We start from the raw sequence: 18,782 nt of genomic DNA on the forward strand, positions 1-18,782 counted from the left end.
ACTCAGTCTCCCTGCGTGGGAACTGGCCAAGCCTGCGAGGGGCTGCGAAACAGCCCCAGTCCCCTTGCGCATTTTTTCCATCACCCTCTGTCACTTTTCACATCTCGCTCGGCAAGGAAGCAATCAGCACTTATTCGTCGAGGAGCCGCTGCATGTCCCGTGCCGTAGATTCTTTCCTGCGCCCTAGCCTGATGGCCCTGGCCGTTGCTCTGGCCATCCCGCTGGGCAGCCCTGCCGTGCAGGCCGCCGAACAGACGGCTCTGCGTACCTACGATCTGCCCAGCGCACCGCTGGCCAGCACCCTGAACCAGATCGCCAGCCAGGCCGGTATCGCTCTGGCGTTGGATCCGGCGCTGGTCGATGGCCGCACCTCGGCCCGGGTCAGCGGCCAGTACGACGCCTTGGGCGCCCTGCATGCAGCGCTGCGCGGCACAGGCTTGCAACTGCAGCAAAGCAGCGTCGGCAGCTACAGCCTGGTGGCCACCCCCGACGGCACCCTGGCACTTCCGGAAACCGCCATCCATGCCAGCGGCGACTTGGAGACGGCCTGGGGCCCGGTAGAAGGCTATACCGCCACCCGCACCGCCGCAGGCACCAAGACCGATACGGCACTTGTCGAAGTCCCCCGTTCCATCTCCGTCGCGACCCGTCAGCAGATGAATGACCGGAGCGTGCACAGCCTCGACGATGCCGTGCGCTACATGCCAGGGATCGTTTCGGCGAGTTTCGGCAGTGATACACGGTACGACTGGATGCTCGTGCGCGGCTTCGAGCCGACCCAGTTCCTCGACGGACTGCCACTGCCTCGTGGCGTCTACGCCAACCCCAAAGCCGAGACCTGGAACCTGGACCGTCTGGCGCTGCTACGCGGCCCGTCCTCTTCGATCTACGGGCAGACTCCACCCGGCGGCCTCTTGGACATGGTCAGCCGCCGCCCGCAGGCCGAAAGCGCCCATGAAATCGAACTGCAGTACGGCAGCGATAACCACCGACAGATCAACTTCGCCAGCACCGGCAAGATCGATGACCAGGGTCAGTTCCTGTACAGCCTGAGCGGGGTGCTGCGCGACGGCGGCACCCAGATCGACCACATCGACGACAAGCGCTACAACATTGCCCCTAGCCTGACCTGGAACATCGACGAAGACACTTCGCTGACCTTTCTGTCTCAGTTCACCCGCGACGATACCGGCGTCACGAGCCAGTTCCGCCCGATCCAGGGCACCAAGATCGACATGCCGTTCGGCAAGATCTCGCATCACAAGAACCTAGGCGACCCAAACTACGAGTTCTACGACCGCACCTATTACGCCTTGGGCTATGCCTTCGAGCACCGCTTCAACGATGTCTGGCAGTTCCGACAGAACCTGCGCTACACCAAGTCGGACCTGGCTTTCCAAACGATTACGGTCAGCAGCTACAACCCCACCAACCCGCCGGTGGACAACCAAGGCAACACCAGCCGCATGTCCACCAATGTCGATGAGGACATCAGCCAGTTCGCCGTCGACAACAACTTCCAGGGCAACTTCGACACCGGCGACATCAGCCATACCCTGTTGATCGGCCTGGATCACCAGCGCACCAACACCAACTACCTGGCGATCTACGGCTTCAACGTGCCCGACACCAACGTCAACAACCCGGTGTATGGGCTGCCGATCACCCGCCCGCCCCGCGCCGACGCCTATTACGACTACAACCAGAAAACCCGCCAGACGGGCCTGTATGTCCAGGATCAGATGGCCCTGGACAACTGGCGCCTGACCATTGGCGGGCGTGAGGACTGGGTGCACACCGGCACTAAGTACTTCAACGACAATGACGCGACCACTACCCAGCGCGACAAGAAATTCAGTGGCAACGCCGCCATCAGCTACGTGTTCGACTCAGGCTTTGTTCCCTACCTGTCCTACGCCGAATCCTTCCAGCCGACCAGTGATCCAAGCCCTAAAGCCACGGAGTCGTTCAAGCCGACCGAAGGCCAGCAGTGGGAACTTGGCATCAAGTACCAACCTCCTGGTTCCAACACCCTGCTCTCCGCCGCGATCTATGACCTGACCCAGAAGAACGTCTCGGTCACCGACACTGTCGCAAACGTGACCGTCACCAGCCAGACCGGCGAAGTGAAAGTCCGTGGTCTGGAGCTCGAGGCCGTCTCCGACGTCAACGAAAACCTGAAGGTGATCGCCGCCTATACCCTGGCCAAATCCGAAGTGCAGGACGGCCTCTACAAAGGCAATCGCCTGCAGCGGATGCCGAACCAGCAAGCCTCGCTGTGGGCCGACTACACCTGGCACACCGGCGTGCTCGATGGCTTCGGTATCGGTGCCGGTGCGCGCTACACCGGCAATACCTATGGCGACCAGGCCAACACCTACCTGGGCAAGGCCGACGCCTACACCGTGTTCGATGCCGCCGTGCACTACGACCTGGGACGTCTCGACAACAGCCTGAAGGGCGCATCGGTGGCCATCAACGCCACCAACCTGTTGAACAAGGACTACATCTCCACCTGCGATGCGTACTACTGCTATTTCGGAGACCAACGCAGCGTCGTCGCCAGTGCCACCTACAAATGGTGATGGCCTGACGTCATTCGCTCATCGATCAAGCCGTCCCCGGAAGACGGCTTTTGGTCTTTCCGGACGCAGAGAAGCAACATGAAATGAAAAGCTCAACCATCCGCCGCTGGTCCTTCATCCACACCTGGACCAGCCTGGTCTGCACCCTGTTCCTGATGCTGCTGGCCCTCACCGGCCTGCCACTGATCTTCCACCACGAACTCGAGCACCTGCTCGGCGATGCCCCCGAACTGCGCCAGATGCCCGAGGGCACGCCGCACCTGGACCTGCAGCACCTGGTGCTCAAGGCCCAGGCCCATCGTCCTGGCGAGGTGGTGCAGTACTTCGGCTACGACGAGGACGAACCTGACGGCGTGGTTGCCATAACGGCTGCCACCGCTGGCACCGAACCCGATGCCTCGCACACCTTCATGCTCGACGCCCGCACGGGTGAAGCGGTGGCGATGCCTGCGGCCAACGGCGGGCTGATGATGACCCTGCTACGCCTGCATGTAGACATGTTCGCCGGCCTGCCCGGCAAGCTGCTGCTGGCGTTCATGGGGGTGTTGTTCGTGGTGGCGATCATCTCCGGCACCGTGCTCTACGCCCCCTTCATGCGCCGCCTGGGGTTCGCCACGGTGCGCCATGATCGCTCGCACCGCCTTCGCTGGCTCGACCTGCACAACCTGATCGGCATCGTCACCCTGACCTGGGCCTTGGTGGTCGGTGTCACCGGGGTGATCAGCGCCCTCTCCGATGTGGTCATCGCCGCCTGGCGCAACGACAGCCTGGCAGCGATGGTCGCCCCTTACCGGGACGCACCACCGCTCACCGAGCGCGCACCGGCCAGCCGTCTGCTGGACATCGCTGCCGAGGCGACGCCTGGCATGCGGGCGGACTTCATCGCCTTCCCCGGCACGCGCTTTTCCAGTGAGCACCACTACGCGGTGTTCATGAAAGGCGCCACCCACCTGACCTCCCACACGTGGACCCCGGTGCTGATCGACGCTCGCACACTATCAGTCACTGCCATCGGTGATCGGCCTTGGTACATGGATGCTATGGGGCTGTCGCAGCCACTGCATTTCGGCGACTACGGCGGGCGTCCCATGCAGATCCTCTGGGCGGTGCTCGACGTGCTGACAATTGTCGTGCTGGGCAGCGGCCTTTACCTGTGGTGGGCCAAGCAGCGCAAGGGTCGGGAGGTGACGGCATGAGCCACAGGTCGCAATCGACCCGGCGAATCTTCGCCTGGCCGGCGCTCATCGCCGTTCTGGGCGCGGCAGGGCTGTTTGCCGCGTTATTGGGAGATGGCGGGTGGGACGTGTTGTCCTGGGTGGGATTGGGCGTGCCCGCGGTGCTGGGGCTGCGAGGGCTGAGCGGCCGCGCCTGAATACCGTGGAATTGGGCACCGTCGTCCCCCGACAGGGCCTGAGTCGCCACCCAGAGCCCTGTCGTGCCTGTCGGCCGCGCGGTGTCCGGGCTACTGATCGATGCGCGGCAACAGCGCATCAAGCCGCTGGTGCAACGCGCTGCCGCTTGGCCAGTTGCGCAACATCCGCGCCCGGTCACGGGCATAGGCTGGTGCGAAGCTGAGCTGGGTGGCGTGCTGGCACATGGCATCCAGGTCGATCAGCGACCACTGGCCGTCCTGCCAGAACAGATTGTGTCCTTTGAAATCGCCATGGCTGATGCGCTCGCGAATCAGCTGCTGCATCAGGTGCACCAACGCCTGCACCTGTTCCTCAGGCGCCTCGCCGCTCTCGACGTACGGCTGGAAACACTCGATCAGATCCGGCCCGTCGGCATACTCGGTGACCAAAAAGGCTCGGCTGCGCAGGCCCATGACCCGCTGCTCCAGCACCGCCAGCGGCCGCGGCGTGGCGATGTCGAGAAATTCGAGACGGTGCCCTTCGATCCAGGAGTGCCAGGCGCGGCTGGGGCGCCAGAAGCGCTTGAACCAGTGAGCGGTGTTCTTGATGTTGTAGCGCTTGAGCACCAACGTGCGGCCATCGACCTCGATACGCGCCACGCTGGCTGCACCGCCGGTCTTGTACAGATGCCCCGCATCGATCAACGCATCGGCGTTCTGCAGCACCGACAGCATGGCCGGCACTTCGGCGCGACGAATCGCGCGCAGGCCCGAGAGGCTGCGCTCGACGCTGAACAGCGTGCACTCACGCCCGGCCTTTTCCAGGTAATCCTTCAAGCGCCAGTTGCGCACCTTGTCGATCTGCTTCTGCAAGGCTTCCAACGGCAGGGCATGTTCGGCATTGGCCAACAAGTAATGGACCAGCAGCTCTTCGATGAAAGGCTCCAGGCGCTTGGGCAACTGGGCGAAGAACACGCCGAGGTTTTCCAGCACACGCTGGCGCGACAGTTGCTGGCCCGAGGTCTCGGCCTTGATGCCGCCGCCGTCGATCAAGTACAGCTGACCGCCATGACGCAGCAGGTTGTCCAGGTGCAGGTCTTCTTGCCACAGGCCCTTGGCGTGCATGTGCGCCACAGCGGCGAGCGCTTCGCCCAGCACCTGCTGCTGCTCGTCGGCCAGCACCGGCAGGTTCTCCACCGCTGCCCAGGCGTCGCCCAAGCTCTGGGCGCCTTCGAGTAACTCGAACAGCAACCAGCCGCCTTCGCCTTCCTTCAGGCCATCTGCCAACAGCTGGGGTGTCGTCAGGCCTTGTGCGGCAAGCAACTTCACACCTTCGAGTTCGCGCTGGAAGTGTCGGGCGGCATTGCCACCGACCAACAGCTTGGCCAACACCGGCGTGCCACGCCAGATGCCGGCGCCGACATAGCGTTGCCCCGGCAGCACGCGCAGCAGACTGAGCAATTGCAGGTCCGCGCTGCCGGCCGCATCGGCCAGCGTCACGCTCAGCGGTAACGACGGGCTGCGCCCGGCGCTTTTGAGTTCAGACAAACGCATCAACGCGCCTCCTTTTCACGGCGACGACGCACCAAGCGTTGCAACCAAGTATCGACCAGGCTGCTGTCGCCAGGCTGCTGGAGGTAGGCCGCCAGCAGGCTGCGTACGTCCGCCTCGCCCCAGGCGGGGGCACGGCGCAGCAAGGGTTCCAGGTCCTTGAGCCGGTCACGCATGCCCATTAACAGCGGGCGGGTCTTCTCCAGATCGATCAACTGGGCCTGCCAGCCTTCGCGACGCTCACGCAGAAAGATGTGCTTGGGGTAGAAACAGCCGTGCACCTGGCCTGCCGCGTGCAGAGTGCGGGCCAGCTGGCCGCAAGCCTTGAGGATACCCTCGCGCTGCCCGGCTGCCAGTTGCGGCCACTGGGCCAGCAGGCTATCCAGATCGCGCCAGTCATCCAGTGCTCGGGTCATGAGAATGGCACGGTGCTGGCCGTTGCCCTTGCGTTCACCATAGAACACCGCCTGCAAGGCGGGAATCCTGAGCTTTTGGTAACGGCTGATATTGCGGAACTCACGGGCGAAGGTCGGCTCGCCAAACGGCCGATGCAGGGTCCGCGTGAGGTAGTTGCTCTGGCGCTTGAGGTAGAAGCCCTTGCCCTCGAGCTCCAGGCGAAACACGCTGCTCCAACCGCCACGGCCGGTGTTGGGCTCGTCCACGGCGTCGAGCTGCAGCGCCCACAGCGCCTCGAAGTCATTTAGCCCGTGACGTTGCAGCAACGCCTCGTCGGCACTGGCCAGGTAATCGGTCATTCCCTTCCCTCGAAGAAGCTCACCACCTCACGGATCCGTCGCTTGTCCCTGGAATCCAGGCGCTGGTGACCGCGGTACTGCAGGTAAAAGCGCAGGCGTTGGGTTGCCGACAGGTGGTATTTGGCGACCTTGTCCAGGCACGCCAGGTCCTTGATCAGGCGGTGACGCAACATCAGGGCACGGCAACCGCGCCAGAAGTCGCCGGTCGGGCAGTCAATGAAGAACAGCGTCGCCTTGTCGTCCACCAGCAGGTTGCGCCACTTCAGATCGTTGTGGGCGAAGTTGTGATCGTGCATGACCCGGGTATGCCTGGCCAGTTGACGGCTGACATGGTCGACCCAGGTGCGGTCGGCCAGGCGCGGGTCCTTGCGTTCGGCCAGGGCGGACAGATCCTCGGTATTGGGCAGTTCGCGGGTGATCATCGCACCGCGGCCAAAACCCAGGCCGTTGCGTTCCAGGCCCCAGGCCACCACTTCGGCGGTGGGGATCCCCCATTTGGCAAATTGCTTGAGGTTCTGCCACTCGGCCTTGATGCGCGGCCGCCCCACGTAGCGACGCAGGGCCTTGCCGGCACCGGTGTAGCGTTTGACGTAATAGTTGACCCCATCCCGCTCGATGCGCACCACTTCGCTGAGCGGGTCACGGGTGAGGCGTTCACCTTGAAGGGCGAACACCGCATCGAGACTGCCGAAATCCGCCGCCAGGCCTTCGTAGCCTGGTGCCAGTGTCCAACCCGCCATCAGAGCGCATCCCCATAGCGTTGCTTGCGATCGTAGAGTTTCTGCGCCTTGCGCTCGAGCCAGGCGAGCAGGGCGGCCTCATCGGCCAACACCTGGCGCAACGGGCGCTGGAAGTATCCACGCAAGAAGCGCAGCTTGTCGCGGCGCGTCAGGCCGATGTCCAGGGCCGAGAAATACAAGGCAGCCAGGTCCTTGTCGCGCCAGCGGCGGGTGATCTTGTCACGGGTCTGGGCCCGGTGCAGGTCGATTACCGACAGCTTGAAATCTTCCGGCGTCACCGGTCGATCGGTGTGCAGCAGGAAGTGGCAGATGTAGCAGTCGCGGTGGTTGACCCCGGCACGGTGCATGCCGCCGGTCATCTTCGCCACCTCGGCGATCAGGGCCCATTTCAGACGTGCCTGGGGCGGTTGCTTGACCCAGTCGATGCTGAAGTCTTCCAGGCTGATGGTCGGTGCCAGCTCTTCGGTGACGATGAACGAATGCTGACTCGCCGGGTTACTGCCGCGCTCGCCGTAGGCCACGGCGGTCATGGTCGGCACGCCGGCTTGGTGTAGACGCTGGATGGCGCGCCACTCCTGGCCGGCGCCGAGGACAGGCAGCTTGGCGCTGAACAGGTTCTTGAAGATCTCGCCCCAGCCGATGCCGCGGTGGATCTTGACGAAGTACCCCTCGCCCTCGACCTCGGTACGCAGCGTGCGGCGGCCTTCCAGTTCACGGAACACCTCGCCCTGCAGGGCCTCCACGGCCTCGAAGGGATCGCGCCCTGCCCACAGGCGCTTGAACGGCTCGGCCAGTATCAGCTTCATGCCTGCTCCTGCCCGAGGATCACGTCGGCGGCGTGCTGCGGCATGCTGTAAAGGTCCGCGGTATCGGCGAAGGCCAGCCCGTTGCGCGCCCAGGCGGCACGCGCCTGGCCGTCTTCGAGCATGCGTTGCAGGTAGCGGTTGAGCTGCTCCTGCTCGAACGGCTCGTCCAGCACCAGGCCGCTGTCGGCCTCGGCAATGTAATGGGCATAGCCGCACACTTGGGAAACCAGCACCGGCAAGCCGGCCACCAGGGCCTCCAGCAGCACGGTGCCGGTGTTTTCGTTATAGGCCGGGTGGATCAGCAGATCGGCCCCGAGCAGGAAGCGCGGGATATCGCTGCGCCCCTTGAGGAACTGCACCTGCTCGCCCAGGCCCAGCGTGGCGCTCTGCAACTGGAACACCTTCGGATCGTCCTGGCCGATGACCATCAGCCGGGTGCGTTTGCGCAGCGCCGAGGGTAACGCTGCAAGCGCCTTGAGGCTGCGGTCCACGCCTTTGGTCTTGAAGCCCGAGCCGATCTGCACCAACAGCAGATCGTCCTCGCCCAGCCCGAACTCCTTGCGAAACTGCGCGCGGATCGCCTCGGCGTCGGCCGGGCGGCGGCGGTCCTGGGAAATCCCCGGCGGCAATAGGTGGAAGCGCTCAAGCGGGGTGCCGTAGTGCTTGATGAACAGCGGCTGCTGCACCTCGGAGATCATCAGCACCTCGGTGCGGGCGTCCTTGGCGAACACGGCGCGCTCGTACTCGGCAAAATGCCGGTAGCGGCCCCAGCGGCGGTACAGGCCGCCACGCAGGGTCTGGGCCTTGTCCTCGAAGCAGCCGTCGGCGGCGTAGTAGACGTCCAGCCCAGGCATCTTGTTGAAACCGATCAGGCGATCGACTGGGCGCTTGGCCAAGTCCGCGGCCATCCAGGCACTGAGCTTCTCGTTGCGGCGGTGATTGAACAGTGCCTTGACCGGCGCCACCAGCACCTCGAAGCCCGGCGGAATGTCGCCTTCCCAGATCAACGTGTAGACACGGATCTGGTGGCCCCGCTTCTGGCACTCCAAGGCAATGCGCATGAAATCGCGCTGCAGCCCGCCGAAGGGGAAATATTTGTAAAGCACGAAAGCCAGTTGCATCAACGAACATCCTCAGCCAGCAGCAGCGCGCTCAAGCGGCTCGCCACATGCTCGGGATTCAGGCGAGTGAAGCACAGTGGCCACTCGCGTTTGAGATCGAACCGGCGCAGGTCCTCGGCGCTCGGTTTGTAGGTGCACTTCTTCTGCAGGCAGGGCGCGCAGGGGAAGTCGCTGGCCTGATGGACCTGCACACGCCCGTAGGCGCCGGTCAGGCCAGGGTTGGTTGGGCCGAACAGGGAGATGGTCGGCACATCCAGTGCCGCCGCCAGATGGCCCAAGCCGGTATCCACCGCCACGCAGGCCTTGGCCGCCGCCAGTACGCGGGCGACACCTGCCAGGTTCAACTTGGGCAGGACTTCGCAATTCTTCAAGCCCTGGGCGATACGCTCGGCGCGGGCTTTCTCGGCCGGGTTACCCCACGGCAGGCGAACCTGCAGATTGCGCCGCCCAAGGCGCTCGGCCAGTTCGCGCCAATAGGCCTCAGGCCAGTGCTTGGTGGCCCAGGTGGTGCCATGCAGGAACACCACGTATGGCGCGGCAGGCGGCAGTTGCAGGCGATCCAGGTCCAGGCCATAGCGGCCGATGCCTTCGGGCAGGTCATAGGCCAGGGCCAGGGCGAACAGTTGACGCACCCGCTCCACGGCATGCTGGCCGACGGCGACCGACAACCGTCGGTCATAGAAGCGGCTGGCCCAGCCTTCGCGCGCGGAGTAGCGGTCGAGCCCAGCCACCGGCGCCTTCACGTAGCGCGTCAGCCAGGCCGATTTGACCAGCCCCTGGGCGTCGATCACCAAGTCGTACTTTTGCGCGCGCAGACGCTGCTTGAACGCCTTCCATTCGCCGCTCTTGATCGTCTGCCAGAGATTCTTGCGCCAGCGCCGGATGGCCACCGGAATGACCTGGTCGACCGCCGGGTGCCAGCTGGGGATCTCGGCGAAACCTTCCTCCACCACCCAGTCGAAGCGGATACCAGGAAGAGCGTGCGCGGCGTCGGTGACCGCGGGCAGCGTGTGGATCACGTCGCCCAGCGAAGATGTCTTGATGATCAGGACCCGCACTTAGTCGACCTCGGCCAGGACATCGATCAGGTTCGGTCCGCCCAGGTGCGTGAGCGCGGCAATCACTTTGCCGGGCTCGAGCAGACGCAGGCAGTTGTAGTGACCGAAGCGGCAGGTGCGATCGAAGCAAGGACTGCATTCGATGCCCAGGCGCACGATCTCAACCTGTTCGGCCAAAGGCGGGGTGAAGCCCGGCGAGGTGGAGCCGTAGACGGCCACCAGCGGGCGATTCAAGGCGGCGGCCACGTGCATCAGCCCGGAGTCGTTGGACACCACGGCATCGGCGCAGGACAACAGGTCGATGGCCTCGGCCAGGGACGTGTCCCCTGCAAGGTTGTAGGACTCCTCGCGCAACCCTGGAATCAGCCGATCTCGGATCGCCTCACCCACTGGGTGGTCGTTCTTCGAGCCGAACAGCCACACCTGCCACCCCTGACGGATCATCGCGTCAGCGACCTCGGCGTAGTGCTCGGCCGGCCAGCGCTTGGCCTCGCCGAACTCGGCGCCAGGGCACAGCGCCAGCACCGGTCGATCAAGCGCCAGGCCGAACTTGGCCAGCGCGGCGTCACGGCTCTGCGCTTCGATCCGCAGGCTTGGGCGTGGATAGGGCTGTGGCAGCTCGGCCCCTGGCGCATAGGCCAGGGCCATGAAGCGCTCGATCATCAGCGGATAGCGGGTTTTGTCCAGCTTGCGCACATCGTTGAGCAGGCCGAAGCGCATTTCGCCGCGCCAGCCGGTGCGTTTGGGGATGCCAGCGAAAAACGGTACCAATGCCGATTTCAGCGAGTTAGGCAGGAGGATCGCCTGGTCATACTGACCCGCCAGGGATTTGCCGATGCGCCGGCGCGTGGCCAGCTCCAGCGCGCCATGGCCGAGCGGGAAGCTCAGGGCTTGGCGCACCTCGGGCATGCGCTCGAGTATCGGCCGGCTCCACTCGGGCGCCAGCACGTCGATCACGCATTCGGGGTGCTGCTGTTTCAGGCACTGGAACAAGGTCTGCGCCATCACCATGTCGCCGACCCAGCTGGGCCCAATGATCAGTATTCTCATGCTTAGTCCAGAAACGCTCGGGGAGGCTCAGCGTTGGCCTGGCCTCCCCTCTTTATATTCAGGCTATGTGGCGGACAGTGTAACACCCAGGCATTTCTACCGCTGATCGCCCCTACAGGGCTGGCGGAGGGCCTCAGGTCAGCCCGAGCTCGCTCCAGATCCGCCGCACCTGGCGACGCTGATCGGCAAACTGACCGGCATCGACGACCCCGGCTTGCTTCTGCAGGGCCTGGCGGTGCGAGGCCGAGCGGAACGCCTTGTATACCTCGCGCAGCAGCACCGCATCGTCGGCCGGCATCAGCCCAGCCTGCTCCAGCTCCTCGAGAATGCGGATGTTGTCGGTCCAGCGCAGCAGGGCCGGGTGGTCGTGGGACCAGGCCAAAGCGGCGTATTGCACCATAAATTCGATATCCACGATACCGCCGGCATCCTGCTTGATATCGAAGGGCATGCCGGCCTCGAACGCATTGGCGGCAGTGCCGGCGGCGGTGCTCTTGGTGCCAAGGTTGTCGCGCATCTTGGCGCGCATCTCGCTCACTTCCTGGCGCAGTTTGTCCAACTCGCGCGGCTTGCCCAGCACCCGGGCGCGCACGTCCTCGAACGCCGCCGCGACCTGCTTGCAGCCCACCAGCACTCGCGCCCGCACCAGAGCCTGGTGCTCCCAGGTCCAGGCCTCGCCCTGCTGGTAGCGCTCGAAGGCACCCACGGAACTGACCAGCAGCCCCGAGGCGCCGGAAGGACGCAGGCGCATGTCCACGTCATAGAGCTGACCGGAGTTGGTCTGGGTAGTCAGCATATGAATGATGCGTTGCCCCAACCGGGTGAAGAATTGCGCGCCGTCGATGGGTTTGGCGCCGTCGGTTTCGCCCTGGGGATCGCCATCGTGGATGAACACCAGGTCCAGGTCCGAGCCATGCCCCAGCTCGATGCCGCCGACCTTGCCGTAGCCGACGATGATGAAACCCGGATCGCACAGGCTGCCATCGCTGCGCTTGGGCTGGCCGTGACGGGCCACCGTCTGGCGCCAGGCCAGGGCCAGCACCTGATCGAGGATCGCCTCGGCCAGCCAGGTCAGGTAGTCGCTGACTTTCATCAGGGGCAGGTTGCCGGTGATCTCCGAGGCGGCTACCCGCAGACTGTGGGCCAGCTTGAAGTGACGCAAAGCCTCCATTTGCTGCTCCAGATCGTCCTCGGGAATGCGCGTCAGGCGCTCGCGCAGCTCGCAGGCCAACTCCGGCGCCAGGGGCGGGCTGAACAGCCGGCCTTCATTGAGCAGTTCGTCGAGCAGCAACGGGTAGCGGGCAATCTGTTCGGCGATCCACGGGCTAGCCGCGCACAGCGTCAGCAACCGGCGCAAAGCACCTGGGTTCTCGGTCAGCAGCACCAGGTAGGCCGAACGTCGCGCCACCGCCTCGACCAGCGGCAACACGCGCTCCAGGACCAGGTCCGGGTCATCGTGCTCCACAGCCTGGGCGAGCAGGCGCGGAATGAAGGCGTCCAGGCGCTCGCGACCGATACGCTGCATGGAGCGCAGCGACGGACTGGAGCGCAGCAACGCCAGGCGTCGCAAGGCCTCGGCGGGCTGCTTGAAGCCGGCTTCCTCCAACTGACGGCAGGCGGCCTCTTCATCCTGGGCCTGCTCCCACAGCGGCGACCATTCGCCACCGACGACCAGCTCGCCCTCGCCTTCCTCGTCGTCGGGGTCGGCGATCACCTGGCGGAAATGCCAGTCGATCCGGCCACGCCAGTGCATGAGCTGGTCATGGAAGCTCTGCCAGTCGGCAAAGCCCAGGATAAACGCCACGCGCTCGCGATCCTTTTCGTCCTCCGGCAACATCTGGGTCTGGCGGTCGGCGATGGCCTGGATCGCATGCTCGGTATAACGCAGGAACTCATAGCCCTCACGCAACTCGGCCACCACCGCCGGCGGCAGGTAGCCCTGGCCTTCGAGGGTCGCCAGCACCTTGAGCAGTGGCCGCTGCTGCAGGCTCAGGTCGCGCCCGCCGTGGATCAACTGGAACGCCTGGGCGATGAACTCCACTTCGCGGATACCGCCCGCGCCGAGCTTGATGTTCTCCGACATGCCCTTGCGCCGCACTTCCTGCTGGATCAGCTGCTTCATGGTGCGCAGCGCCTCGATGGCCGAGAAATCCAGGTAACGCCGGTAGACGAACGGGCGCAGCATATTCTGCAGCTGGGCGCCGGCCACCTGGTCGCCGGCCACGACCCGTGCCTTGATCATGGCGTAGCGTTCCCAATCGCGGCCTTGGTCCTGGTAGTACTGCTCCAGGGCATTGAACGACAACGTCAGGGCACCGGCCGAGCCGTAGGGGCGCAGGCGCATGTCGACACGGAACACGAAACCATCGACGGTCACTGGATCCAGCGCCTTGATCAGACGCTGGCCCAGACGGGTGAAGAACTCCTGGTTGTCCAGCGAGCGCTTGACCCCTTCGGTTTCGCCGCCCTCGGGAAAGGCGAAGATCAGATCGATGTCCGAAGACAGGTTCAGCTCCACCGCGCCCAGCTTGCCCATGCCCAGCACCACCATGTGCTGCGCCTGGCCGCTGCGGTTGCCGATGGGCGTACCGAACTGCTGGCAATGGCGCGGATACAACCATTGGTAGGCCTGGTCGATGGAGGCGTCGGCCAGGTCGGAAAGGTCGCGGCAGGTTTCTTCCAGCGCGGCCCGGCGGGTGATGTCGCGCCAAATGATGCGCACCTGCTGGCGGTTGCGCTCGCGACGCAGGTTGCGCGCAAGCTCCTCCTCGCTCTGCGCCGCTTCGGCAGCGGCGGCGATGCGCGCGCGCAGCTCGCCAGGGGCGAAAGGCCGCTCCAGTTCACCGCTAGCCTGCAGCGTAAAGAGCATGGCCGGCTCGCGCAGGGCCACTTCCAAAACGAAGTCGCTGACTGCAGCCACTTGATCGAACGCATGGCGCTGGGCGGAGCTCCAGGCATCGAAGTCCAGACCCTCGATACCCGCGATGGCCTCACGCAGGGATTGTTGGTTACGGACGACCAGCGGTTGCAGGACGGCGGGCAGATCGAGCGGCAAAGGCAGGCGCATGGTCTATCCTTGATCGGCGTGAGTGGGAGGGGTAGAGGCGGCCGAGGGGATGCCGAATGACGGTTGGACTGTCATACAAAAGTTGGAAATAGCTGAAATAAACGAATCATTGGTAAAAAACATCAAGATTCACCCAATCAAAGCCCAGTCCAAACCTACGGGAACGTTTTTCCCCACAACCCGGCATGCGACAAAATGCCGCTTTTCTGTAGTTTTACTACTACCCCGGCTGTTCAAAAGCATGAAATGCCAAACCATTTGTAGTAAAACTACACGGCGCCGGATGACTGTCCGGCTAATCCAAGAATTCACGACGTCTGCCCAAAAGGCCAGTCGCAAACTCAGGCCCCCGATTCTGGTGGCCTTTCCGCCCTGGAGCAAGCCATGCAAGACCTCGATCCCGTCGAAACCCAGGAATGGCTGGATGCCTTGGAGTCGGTCCTCGACAAAGAAGGCGAAGACCGCGCTCACTACCTGATGACCCGTATGGGCGAGCTGGCCACCCGTAGTGGCTCTCAGCTGCCGTACGCAATCACCACGCCATACCGCAACACCATCCCCGTTACCCACGAAGCACGCATGCCTGGCGACCTGTTCATGGAACGCCGCATCCGCTCGATGGTACGTTGGAACGCCCTGGCCATGGTCATGCGTACCAACCTGCGGGATTCGGACCTGGGCGGCCACATCTCGAGCTTCGCCTCCAGCGCCACCCTGTACGACATCGGCTTCAACTACTTCTTCCAGGCTCCTACCGAGGAGCACGGTGGCGACCTGATCTTCTTCCAGGGCCACGCCTCCCCAGGCATCTATGCCCGCGCCTTCCTCGAAGGTCGCATCACTGAAGACCAGATGAACAACTTCCGTCAGGAAGTGGACGGCAAGGGCCTGTCCTCCTACCCGCACCCATGGCTGATGCCTGACTTCTGGCAGTTCCCGACCGTTTCCATGGGTCTGGGTCCGATCCAGGCGATCTACCAGGCACGCTTCATGAAGTACCTGGAAGCCCGTGGCTTCATCCCGGCCGGTAAGCAGAAGGTCTGGTGCTTCATGGGCGACGGCGAGTGCGACGAGCCAGAATCCCTGGGCGCGATCGCCCTGGCTGGCCGCGAGAAGCTGGACAACCTGATCTTCGTCATCAACTGCAACCTGCAGCGCCTCGACGGCCCGGTCCGCGGCAACGGCAAGATCATCCAGGAACTCGAAGGCGTGTTCCGTGGCGGTGGCTGGAACGTCAACAAAGTCGTCTGGGGCCGCTTCTGGGATCCGCTGTTCGCCAAGGACACCAACGGTGCCCTGCAGCGCCGCATGGACGAAGTCATCGACGGCGAGTACCAGAACTACAAGGCCAAGGACGGTGCGTACGTCCGTGAGCACTTCTTCAACACCCCAGAACTCAAGGCCATGGTCGAAGACCTGTCCGACGACGAGATCTGGAAGCTCAACCGTGGCGGCCACGACCCGTACAAGGTCTATGCGGCCTACCACCAGGCGGTCAACCATCAAGGTCAGCCGACCGTCATCCTGGCCAAGACCATCAAGGGTTACGGTACCGGTGCCGGCGAAGCCAAGAACACCGCGCACAACACCAAGAAGGTCGACGTCGACAGCCTGCGTCACTTCCGTGACCGCTTCGACATCCCAGTCAAGGATGCCGACCTGGAAAACCTGCCGTTCTTCCGTCCGGAAGAAGGCAGCGCCGAAGCCAAGTACCTGGCCGAGCGCCGCGCAGCCCTGGGTGGCTTCGTACCGCAGCGCCGTGCAAAGAGCTTCAGCATCCCGACTCCGCCGCTGGAAACCCTGAAGGCGATCCTGGACGGTTCGGGCGACCGCGAAATCTCCACCACCATGGCCTTCGTGCGTATCCTGGCGCAGCTGGTCAAGGACAAGGAGATCGGCCAGCGCATCGTTCCGATCATCCCGGACGAAGCCCGTACCTTCGGTATGGAAGGCATGTTCCGCCAGCTTGGCATCTACTCGTCCGTGGGCCAGCTCTACGAGCCGGTCGACAAGGACCAGGTGATGTTCTACCGCGAGGACAAGAAGGGCCAGATCCTCGAGGAAGGCATCAACGAAGCCGGCGCCATGTCGTCGTTCATCGCCGCCGGTACCTCGTACAGCAACCACAACCAGCCGATGCTGCCGTTCTACATCTTCTATTCGATGTTCGGCTTCCAGCGTATCGGTGACCTGGCATGGGCCGCTGGCGACAGCCGCACCCGTGGCTTCCTGATCGGCGGTACCGCCGGCCGTACTACCCTCAACGGTGAAGGCCTGCAGCACGAAGACGGTCACAGCCACCTGATGGCTGCCACCATCCCGAACTGCCGCACCTATGATCCGACCTACGGCTACGAGCTGGCGGTGATCATCCAGGACGGCATGAAGAAGATGACCGAAGAGCAACAGGACGTCTTCTACTACATCACCGTGATGAACGAAGCCTACACCCAGCCTGCCATTCCGGCCGGCGCCGAGGAAGGCATCATCAAGGGCATGTACCTGCTCGAGGAAGACACCCGCGAGGCCGCGCACCACGTGCAATTGCTGGGTTCGGGCACCATCCTGCGCGAAGTCCGCGAAGCGGCCAAGATCCTGCGCGAGGAATACAACGTCGGCGCCGACGTCTGGAGCGTCACCAGCTTCAACGAACTGCGCCGTGACGGCCTGGCCGTGGAACGCGCCAACCGCCTCAAGCCTGGCCAGAAGCCACAGCAGACCTACGTCGAGCAGTGCCTGGCCGGCCGCAAAGGCCCGGTTGTAGCGTCCACCGACTACATGAAGCTCTTCGCCGAACAGATCCGTCAGTGGGTCCCGAGCAAGGAGTACAAGGTCCTGGGTACCGATGGCTTCGGTCGCAGCGACAGCCGCAAGAAGCTGCGTCACTTCTTCGAAGTCGACCGTCACTTCGTCGTGCTGGCTGCCCTGGAAGCCCTTGCTGACCGTGGCGAGATCGAACCGAAGGTGGTGGCCGACGCCATCGTCAAGTTCGGCATCGATCCGGACAAGCGCAACCCACTGGACTGCTGAGGAGTATTTTTAAGTGAGCGAACTCATTCGCGTACCTGACATCGGCAGCGGTGAAGGTGAAATCATCGAGCTGTTCGTCAAGGTCGGTGACCGTATCGAGGCTGACCAGAGCCTGCTGACCCTGGAGTCCGACAAGGCCTCCATGGAGATCCCAGCACCCAAGGCCGGCGTGATCAAGGAACTGAAAGTCAAGCTGGGTGATCGCCTGAAAGAAGGCGACGAGCTGATGGTCCTGGAAGTCGAGGGTGCCGCTGCGGCGCCCGAGGCTCCGGCCGCTGCTGCCCCGGCTGCCGCAGAGCAACCGGCTGCCGCACCTGCGCCAGCCGCCACCCCTGCCCCGGCTGCTGCGCCTGCTGCGCCTGCTGCCGCCAGCGTGCAGGACATCCATGTGCCGGATATCGGCTCGTCGGGCAAGGCCAAGATCATCGAAGTACTGGTCAAGGCCGGCGACACCGTCGAAGCCGACCAGTCGCTGATCACCCTGGAGTCCGACAAGGCCTCCATGGAGATCCCATCCCCCGCCGCTGGCGTGGTGAAGGAAGTGATCGCCAAGCTGGACGACGAAGTTGGCACCGGTGACCTGATCCTGAAGCTGGAAGTCGCGGGCGCCGCCCCGGCTGCCGCTCCAGCCGCTGCCGCACCGGCCCCTGCCAAGGCCGAGTCGGCGCCAGCCGCCGCGCCTGCTGCAGCGCCAGCTGCGGCTGCTGCACCGGCTCCGGTCGCCACCGCGCCGGCTGCTGGCAGCAACGCCAAGGTCCATGCTGGTCCTGCCGTGCGTCTGCTGGCCCGTGAGTTCGGCGTCGACCTGGGCGCGGTCGCCGCGACCGGTCCGCACGGCCGTATCCTGAAAGAAGACGTGCAGGTCTACGTCAAGGCCATGATGCAGAAAGCCAAGGAAGCTCCAGCCGCTGGCGCGACCGGTGGTGCAGGCATCCCGCCGATTCCGGCTGTGGACTTCAGCAAGTTCGGTGAAGTGGAAGAAGTCGCCCTGACCCGCCTGATGCAGGTCGGTGCCGCCAACCTGCACCGCAGCTGGCTGAACGTGCCGCACGTCACCCAGTTCGACTCCGCCGACATCACTGAGCTGGAAGCCTTCCGCGTTGCGCAGAAGGCCGTGGCCGAGAAGGCTGGCGTGAAGCTGACCGTCCTGCCGCTGCTGCTCAAGGCCTGCGCCTTCCTGCTCAAGGAACTGCCGGACTTCAACAGCTCGCTGGCACCCAGCGGCAAGGCGATCATCCGCAAGAAGTACGTGCACATCGGCTTCGCCGTGGACACTCCGGACGGCCTGCTGGTCCCTGTGATCAAGAACGTCGACCAGAAGAGCCTGCTGCAACTGGCTGCCGAAGCCGCGGCGCTGGCCGAGAAGGCCCGCACCAAGAAACTGTCTTCCGACGAAATGCAGGGCGCCTGCTTCACCATCTCCAGCCTCGGCCACATTGGCGGCACCGGCTTCACGCCGATCGTCAACGCGCCTGAGGTGGCGATCTTGGGTGTCTCCAAGGCCACCATGCAGCCGGTCTGGGATGGCAAGGCGTTCCAGCCCAAGCTGATGCTGCCGCTGTCGCTGTCCTACGATCACCGTGTGATCAACGGCGCCGCCGCCGCGCGCTTCACCAAGCGTCTGGGCGACGTGCTGGCGGACATCCGCACCATGCTGCTGTAACGCAG

General features: G+C 64.2%; 13 protein-coding genes. 5 read left to right on the forward strand and 8 right to left on the reverse strand.

Annotation, left to right across the window (positions count from 1 at the left end; translation table 11 throughout):
- Positions 1 to 152 precede the first annotated feature (152 nt).
- The 3 genes from BLS27_RS19030 to BLS27_RS19040 all read left to right on the forward strand — a co-directional run bounded on the left by BLS27_RS19030 (position 153) and on the right by BLS27_RS19040 (position 3,957).
- A complete protein-coding gene (locus BLS27_RS19030) occupies positions 153 to 2,585 on the forward strand; it encodes a TonB-dependent siderophore receptor (RefSeq protein ID WP_090346286.1) in 2,433 nt (810 codons plus the stop codon).
- 83 nt (positions 2,586 to 2,668) lie between these two features.
- Positions 2,669 to 3,781, forward strand: coding sequence for a PepSY-associated TM helix domain-containing protein (locus tag BLS27_RS19035; protein WP_043212631.1), 1,113 nt, complete (start codon positions 2,669 to 2,671; stop codon positions 3,779 to 3,781).
- Entirely contained in the window at positions 3,778 to 3,957 is a 180-nt protein-coding gene (locus tag BLS27_RS19040; RefSeq protein WP_090346288.1) for a hypothetical protein, read from the forward strand. The genes BLS27_RS19035 and BLS27_RS19040 overlap by 4 nt, the downstream gene beginning before the upstream one ends.
- A gap of 90 nt (positions 3,958 to 4,047) precedes the next feature.
- Here BLS27_RS19040 and BLS27_RS19045 read toward each other — a convergent pair whose 3' ends face one another.
- The 8 genes from BLS27_RS19045 to glnE form a co-directional block, all read right to left on the reverse strand.
- Positions 4,048 to 5,490: a lipopolysaccharide kinase InaA family protein gene (locus BLS27_RS19045; RefSeq protein WP_090346291.1), complete on the reverse strand. Its 1,443-nt coding sequence runs from the start codon at positions 5,488 to 5,490 to the stop codon at positions 4,048 to 4,050.
- Positions 5,490 to 6,242, reverse strand: coding sequence for a lipopolysaccharide kinase InaA family protein (locus BLS27_RS19050; protein ID WP_090346294.1), 753 nt, complete (start codon positions 6,240 to 6,242; stop codon positions 5,490 to 5,492). Before BLS27_RS19050 ends, BLS27_RS19045 begins: the two co-directional genes overlap by 1 nt.
- Positions 6,239 to 6,982, reverse strand: a complete 744-nt coding sequence (locus tag BLS27_RS19055; protein ID WP_043212623.1) for a lipopolysaccharide kinase InaA family protein — start codon at positions 6,980 to 6,982, stop codon at positions 6,239 to 6,241. Before BLS27_RS19055 ends, BLS27_RS19050 begins: the two co-directional genes overlap by 4 nt.
- Positions 6,982 to 7,788 carry a lipopolysaccharide core heptose(I) kinase RfaP gene (rfaP, locus tag BLS27_RS19060; RefSeq protein ID WP_043212621.1) on the reverse strand — a complete coding sequence of 269 codons (807 nt, stop codon included), beginning with the start codon at positions 7,786 to 7,788 and terminating at the stop codon, positions 6,982 to 6,984. Before rfaP ends, BLS27_RS19055 begins: the two co-directional genes overlap by 1 nt.
- Positions 7,785 to 8,909, reverse strand: a complete 1,125-nt coding sequence (locus BLS27_RS19065) for a glycosyltransferase family 4 protein (protein WP_043212619.1) — start codon at positions 8,907 to 8,909, stop codon at positions 7,785 to 7,787. Before BLS27_RS19065 ends, rfaP begins: the two co-directional genes overlap by 4 nt.
- Positions 8,909 to 9,967, reverse strand: coding sequence for a lipopolysaccharide heptosyltransferase I (waaC, locus tag BLS27_RS19070; protein ID WP_090346296.1), 1,059 nt, complete (start codon positions 9,965 to 9,967; stop codon positions 8,909 to 8,911). Before waaC ends, BLS27_RS19065 begins: the two co-directional genes overlap by 1 nt.
- A complete protein-coding gene (waaF, locus tag BLS27_RS19075; RefSeq protein WP_043212615.1) occupies positions 9,968 to 11,017 on the reverse strand; it encodes a lipopolysaccharide heptosyltransferase II in 1,050 nt (349 codons plus the stop codon).
- Positions 11,018 to 11,150: 133 nt separating this feature from the next.
- Positions 11,151 to 14,084: a bifunctional [glutamate--ammonia ligase]-adenylyl-L-tyrosine phosphorylase/[glutamate--ammonia-ligase] adenylyltransferase gene (glnE, locus tag BLS27_RS19080; protein WP_090346299.1), complete on the reverse strand. Its 2,934-nt coding sequence runs from the start codon at positions 14,082 to 14,084 to the stop codon at positions 11,151 to 11,153.
- 384 nt (positions 14,085 to 14,468) lie between these two features.
- Here glnE and aceE point away from each other — a divergent pair, with 384 nt between their 5' ends.
- Both aceE and aceF read left to right on the forward strand, forming a co-directional pair.
- On the forward strand, positions 14,469 to 17,114 hold the full coding sequence (aceE, locus tag BLS27_RS19085; protein WP_043212611.1) for a pyruvate dehydrogenase (acetyl-transferring), homodimeric type: 2,646 nt from the start codon (positions 14,469 to 14,471) through the stop codon (positions 17,112 to 17,114).
- Between the two features lie 13 nt (positions 17,115 to 17,127).
- Positions 17,128 to 18,777: a dihydrolipoyllysine-residue acetyltransferase gene (gene aceF / locus BLS27_RS19090; RefSeq protein WP_090346303.1), complete on the forward strand. Its 1,650-nt coding sequence runs from the start codon at positions 17,128 to 17,130 to the stop codon at positions 18,775 to 18,777.
- Positions 18,778 to 18,782 lie beyond the last annotated feature (5 nt).

Source organism: Pseudomonas guariconensis (genome assembly GCF_900102675.1).
GTDB lineage: Bacteria > Pseudomonadota > Gammaproteobacteria > Pseudomonadales > Pseudomonadaceae > Aquipseudomonas > Aquipseudomonas guariconensis.

What these genes read in the sequence shown, in the direction of transcription:
- BLS27_RS19030 (WP_090346286.1), top strand. Translation starts at nt 153, where the DNA reads ATGTCCCGTGCCGTAGATTCTTTCCTGCGCCCTAGCCTGATGGCCCTG.
- BLS27_RS19035 (WP_043212631.1), top strand. Translation starts at nt 2,669, where the DNA reads ATGAAAAGCTCAACCATCCGCCGCTGGTCCTTCATCCACACCTGGACC.
- BLS27_RS19040 (WP_090346288.1), top strand. Translation starts at nt 3,778, where the DNA reads ATGAGCCACAGGTCGCAATCGACCCGGCGAATCTTCGCCTGGCCGGCG.
- BLS27_RS19045 (WP_090346291.1), bottom strand. Translation starts at nt 5,490, where the DNA reads ATGCGTTTGTCTGAACTCAAAAGCGCCGGGCGCAGCCCGTCGTTACCG.
- BLS27_RS19050 (WP_090346294.1), bottom strand. Translation starts at nt 6,242, where the DNA reads ATGACCGATTACCTGGCCAGTGCCGACGAGGCGTTGCTGCAACGTCAC.
- BLS27_RS19055 (WP_043212623.1), bottom strand. Translation starts at nt 6,982, where the DNA reads ATGGCGGGTTGGACACTGGCACCAGGCTACGAAGGCCTGGCGGCGGAT.
- rfaP (WP_043212621.1), bottom strand. Translation starts at nt 7,788, where the DNA reads ATGAAGCTGATACTGGCCGAGCCGTTCAAGCGCCTGTGGGCAGGGCGC.
- BLS27_RS19065 (WP_043212619.1), bottom strand. Translation starts at nt 8,909, where the DNA reads ATGCAACTGGCTTTCGTGCTTTACAAATATTTCCCCTTCGGCGGGCTG.
- waaF (WP_043212615.1), bottom strand. Translation starts at nt 11,017, where the DNA reads ATGAGAATACTGATCATTGGGCCCAGCTGGGTCGGCGACATGGTGATG.
- glnE (WP_090346299.1), bottom strand. Translation starts at nt 14,084, where the DNA reads ATGCGCCTGCCTTTGCCGCTCGATCTGCCCGCCGTCCTGCAACCGCTG.
- aceE (WP_043212611.1), top strand. Translation starts at nt 14,469, where the DNA reads ATGCAAGACCTCGATCCCGTCGAAACCCAGGAATGGCTGGATGCCTTG.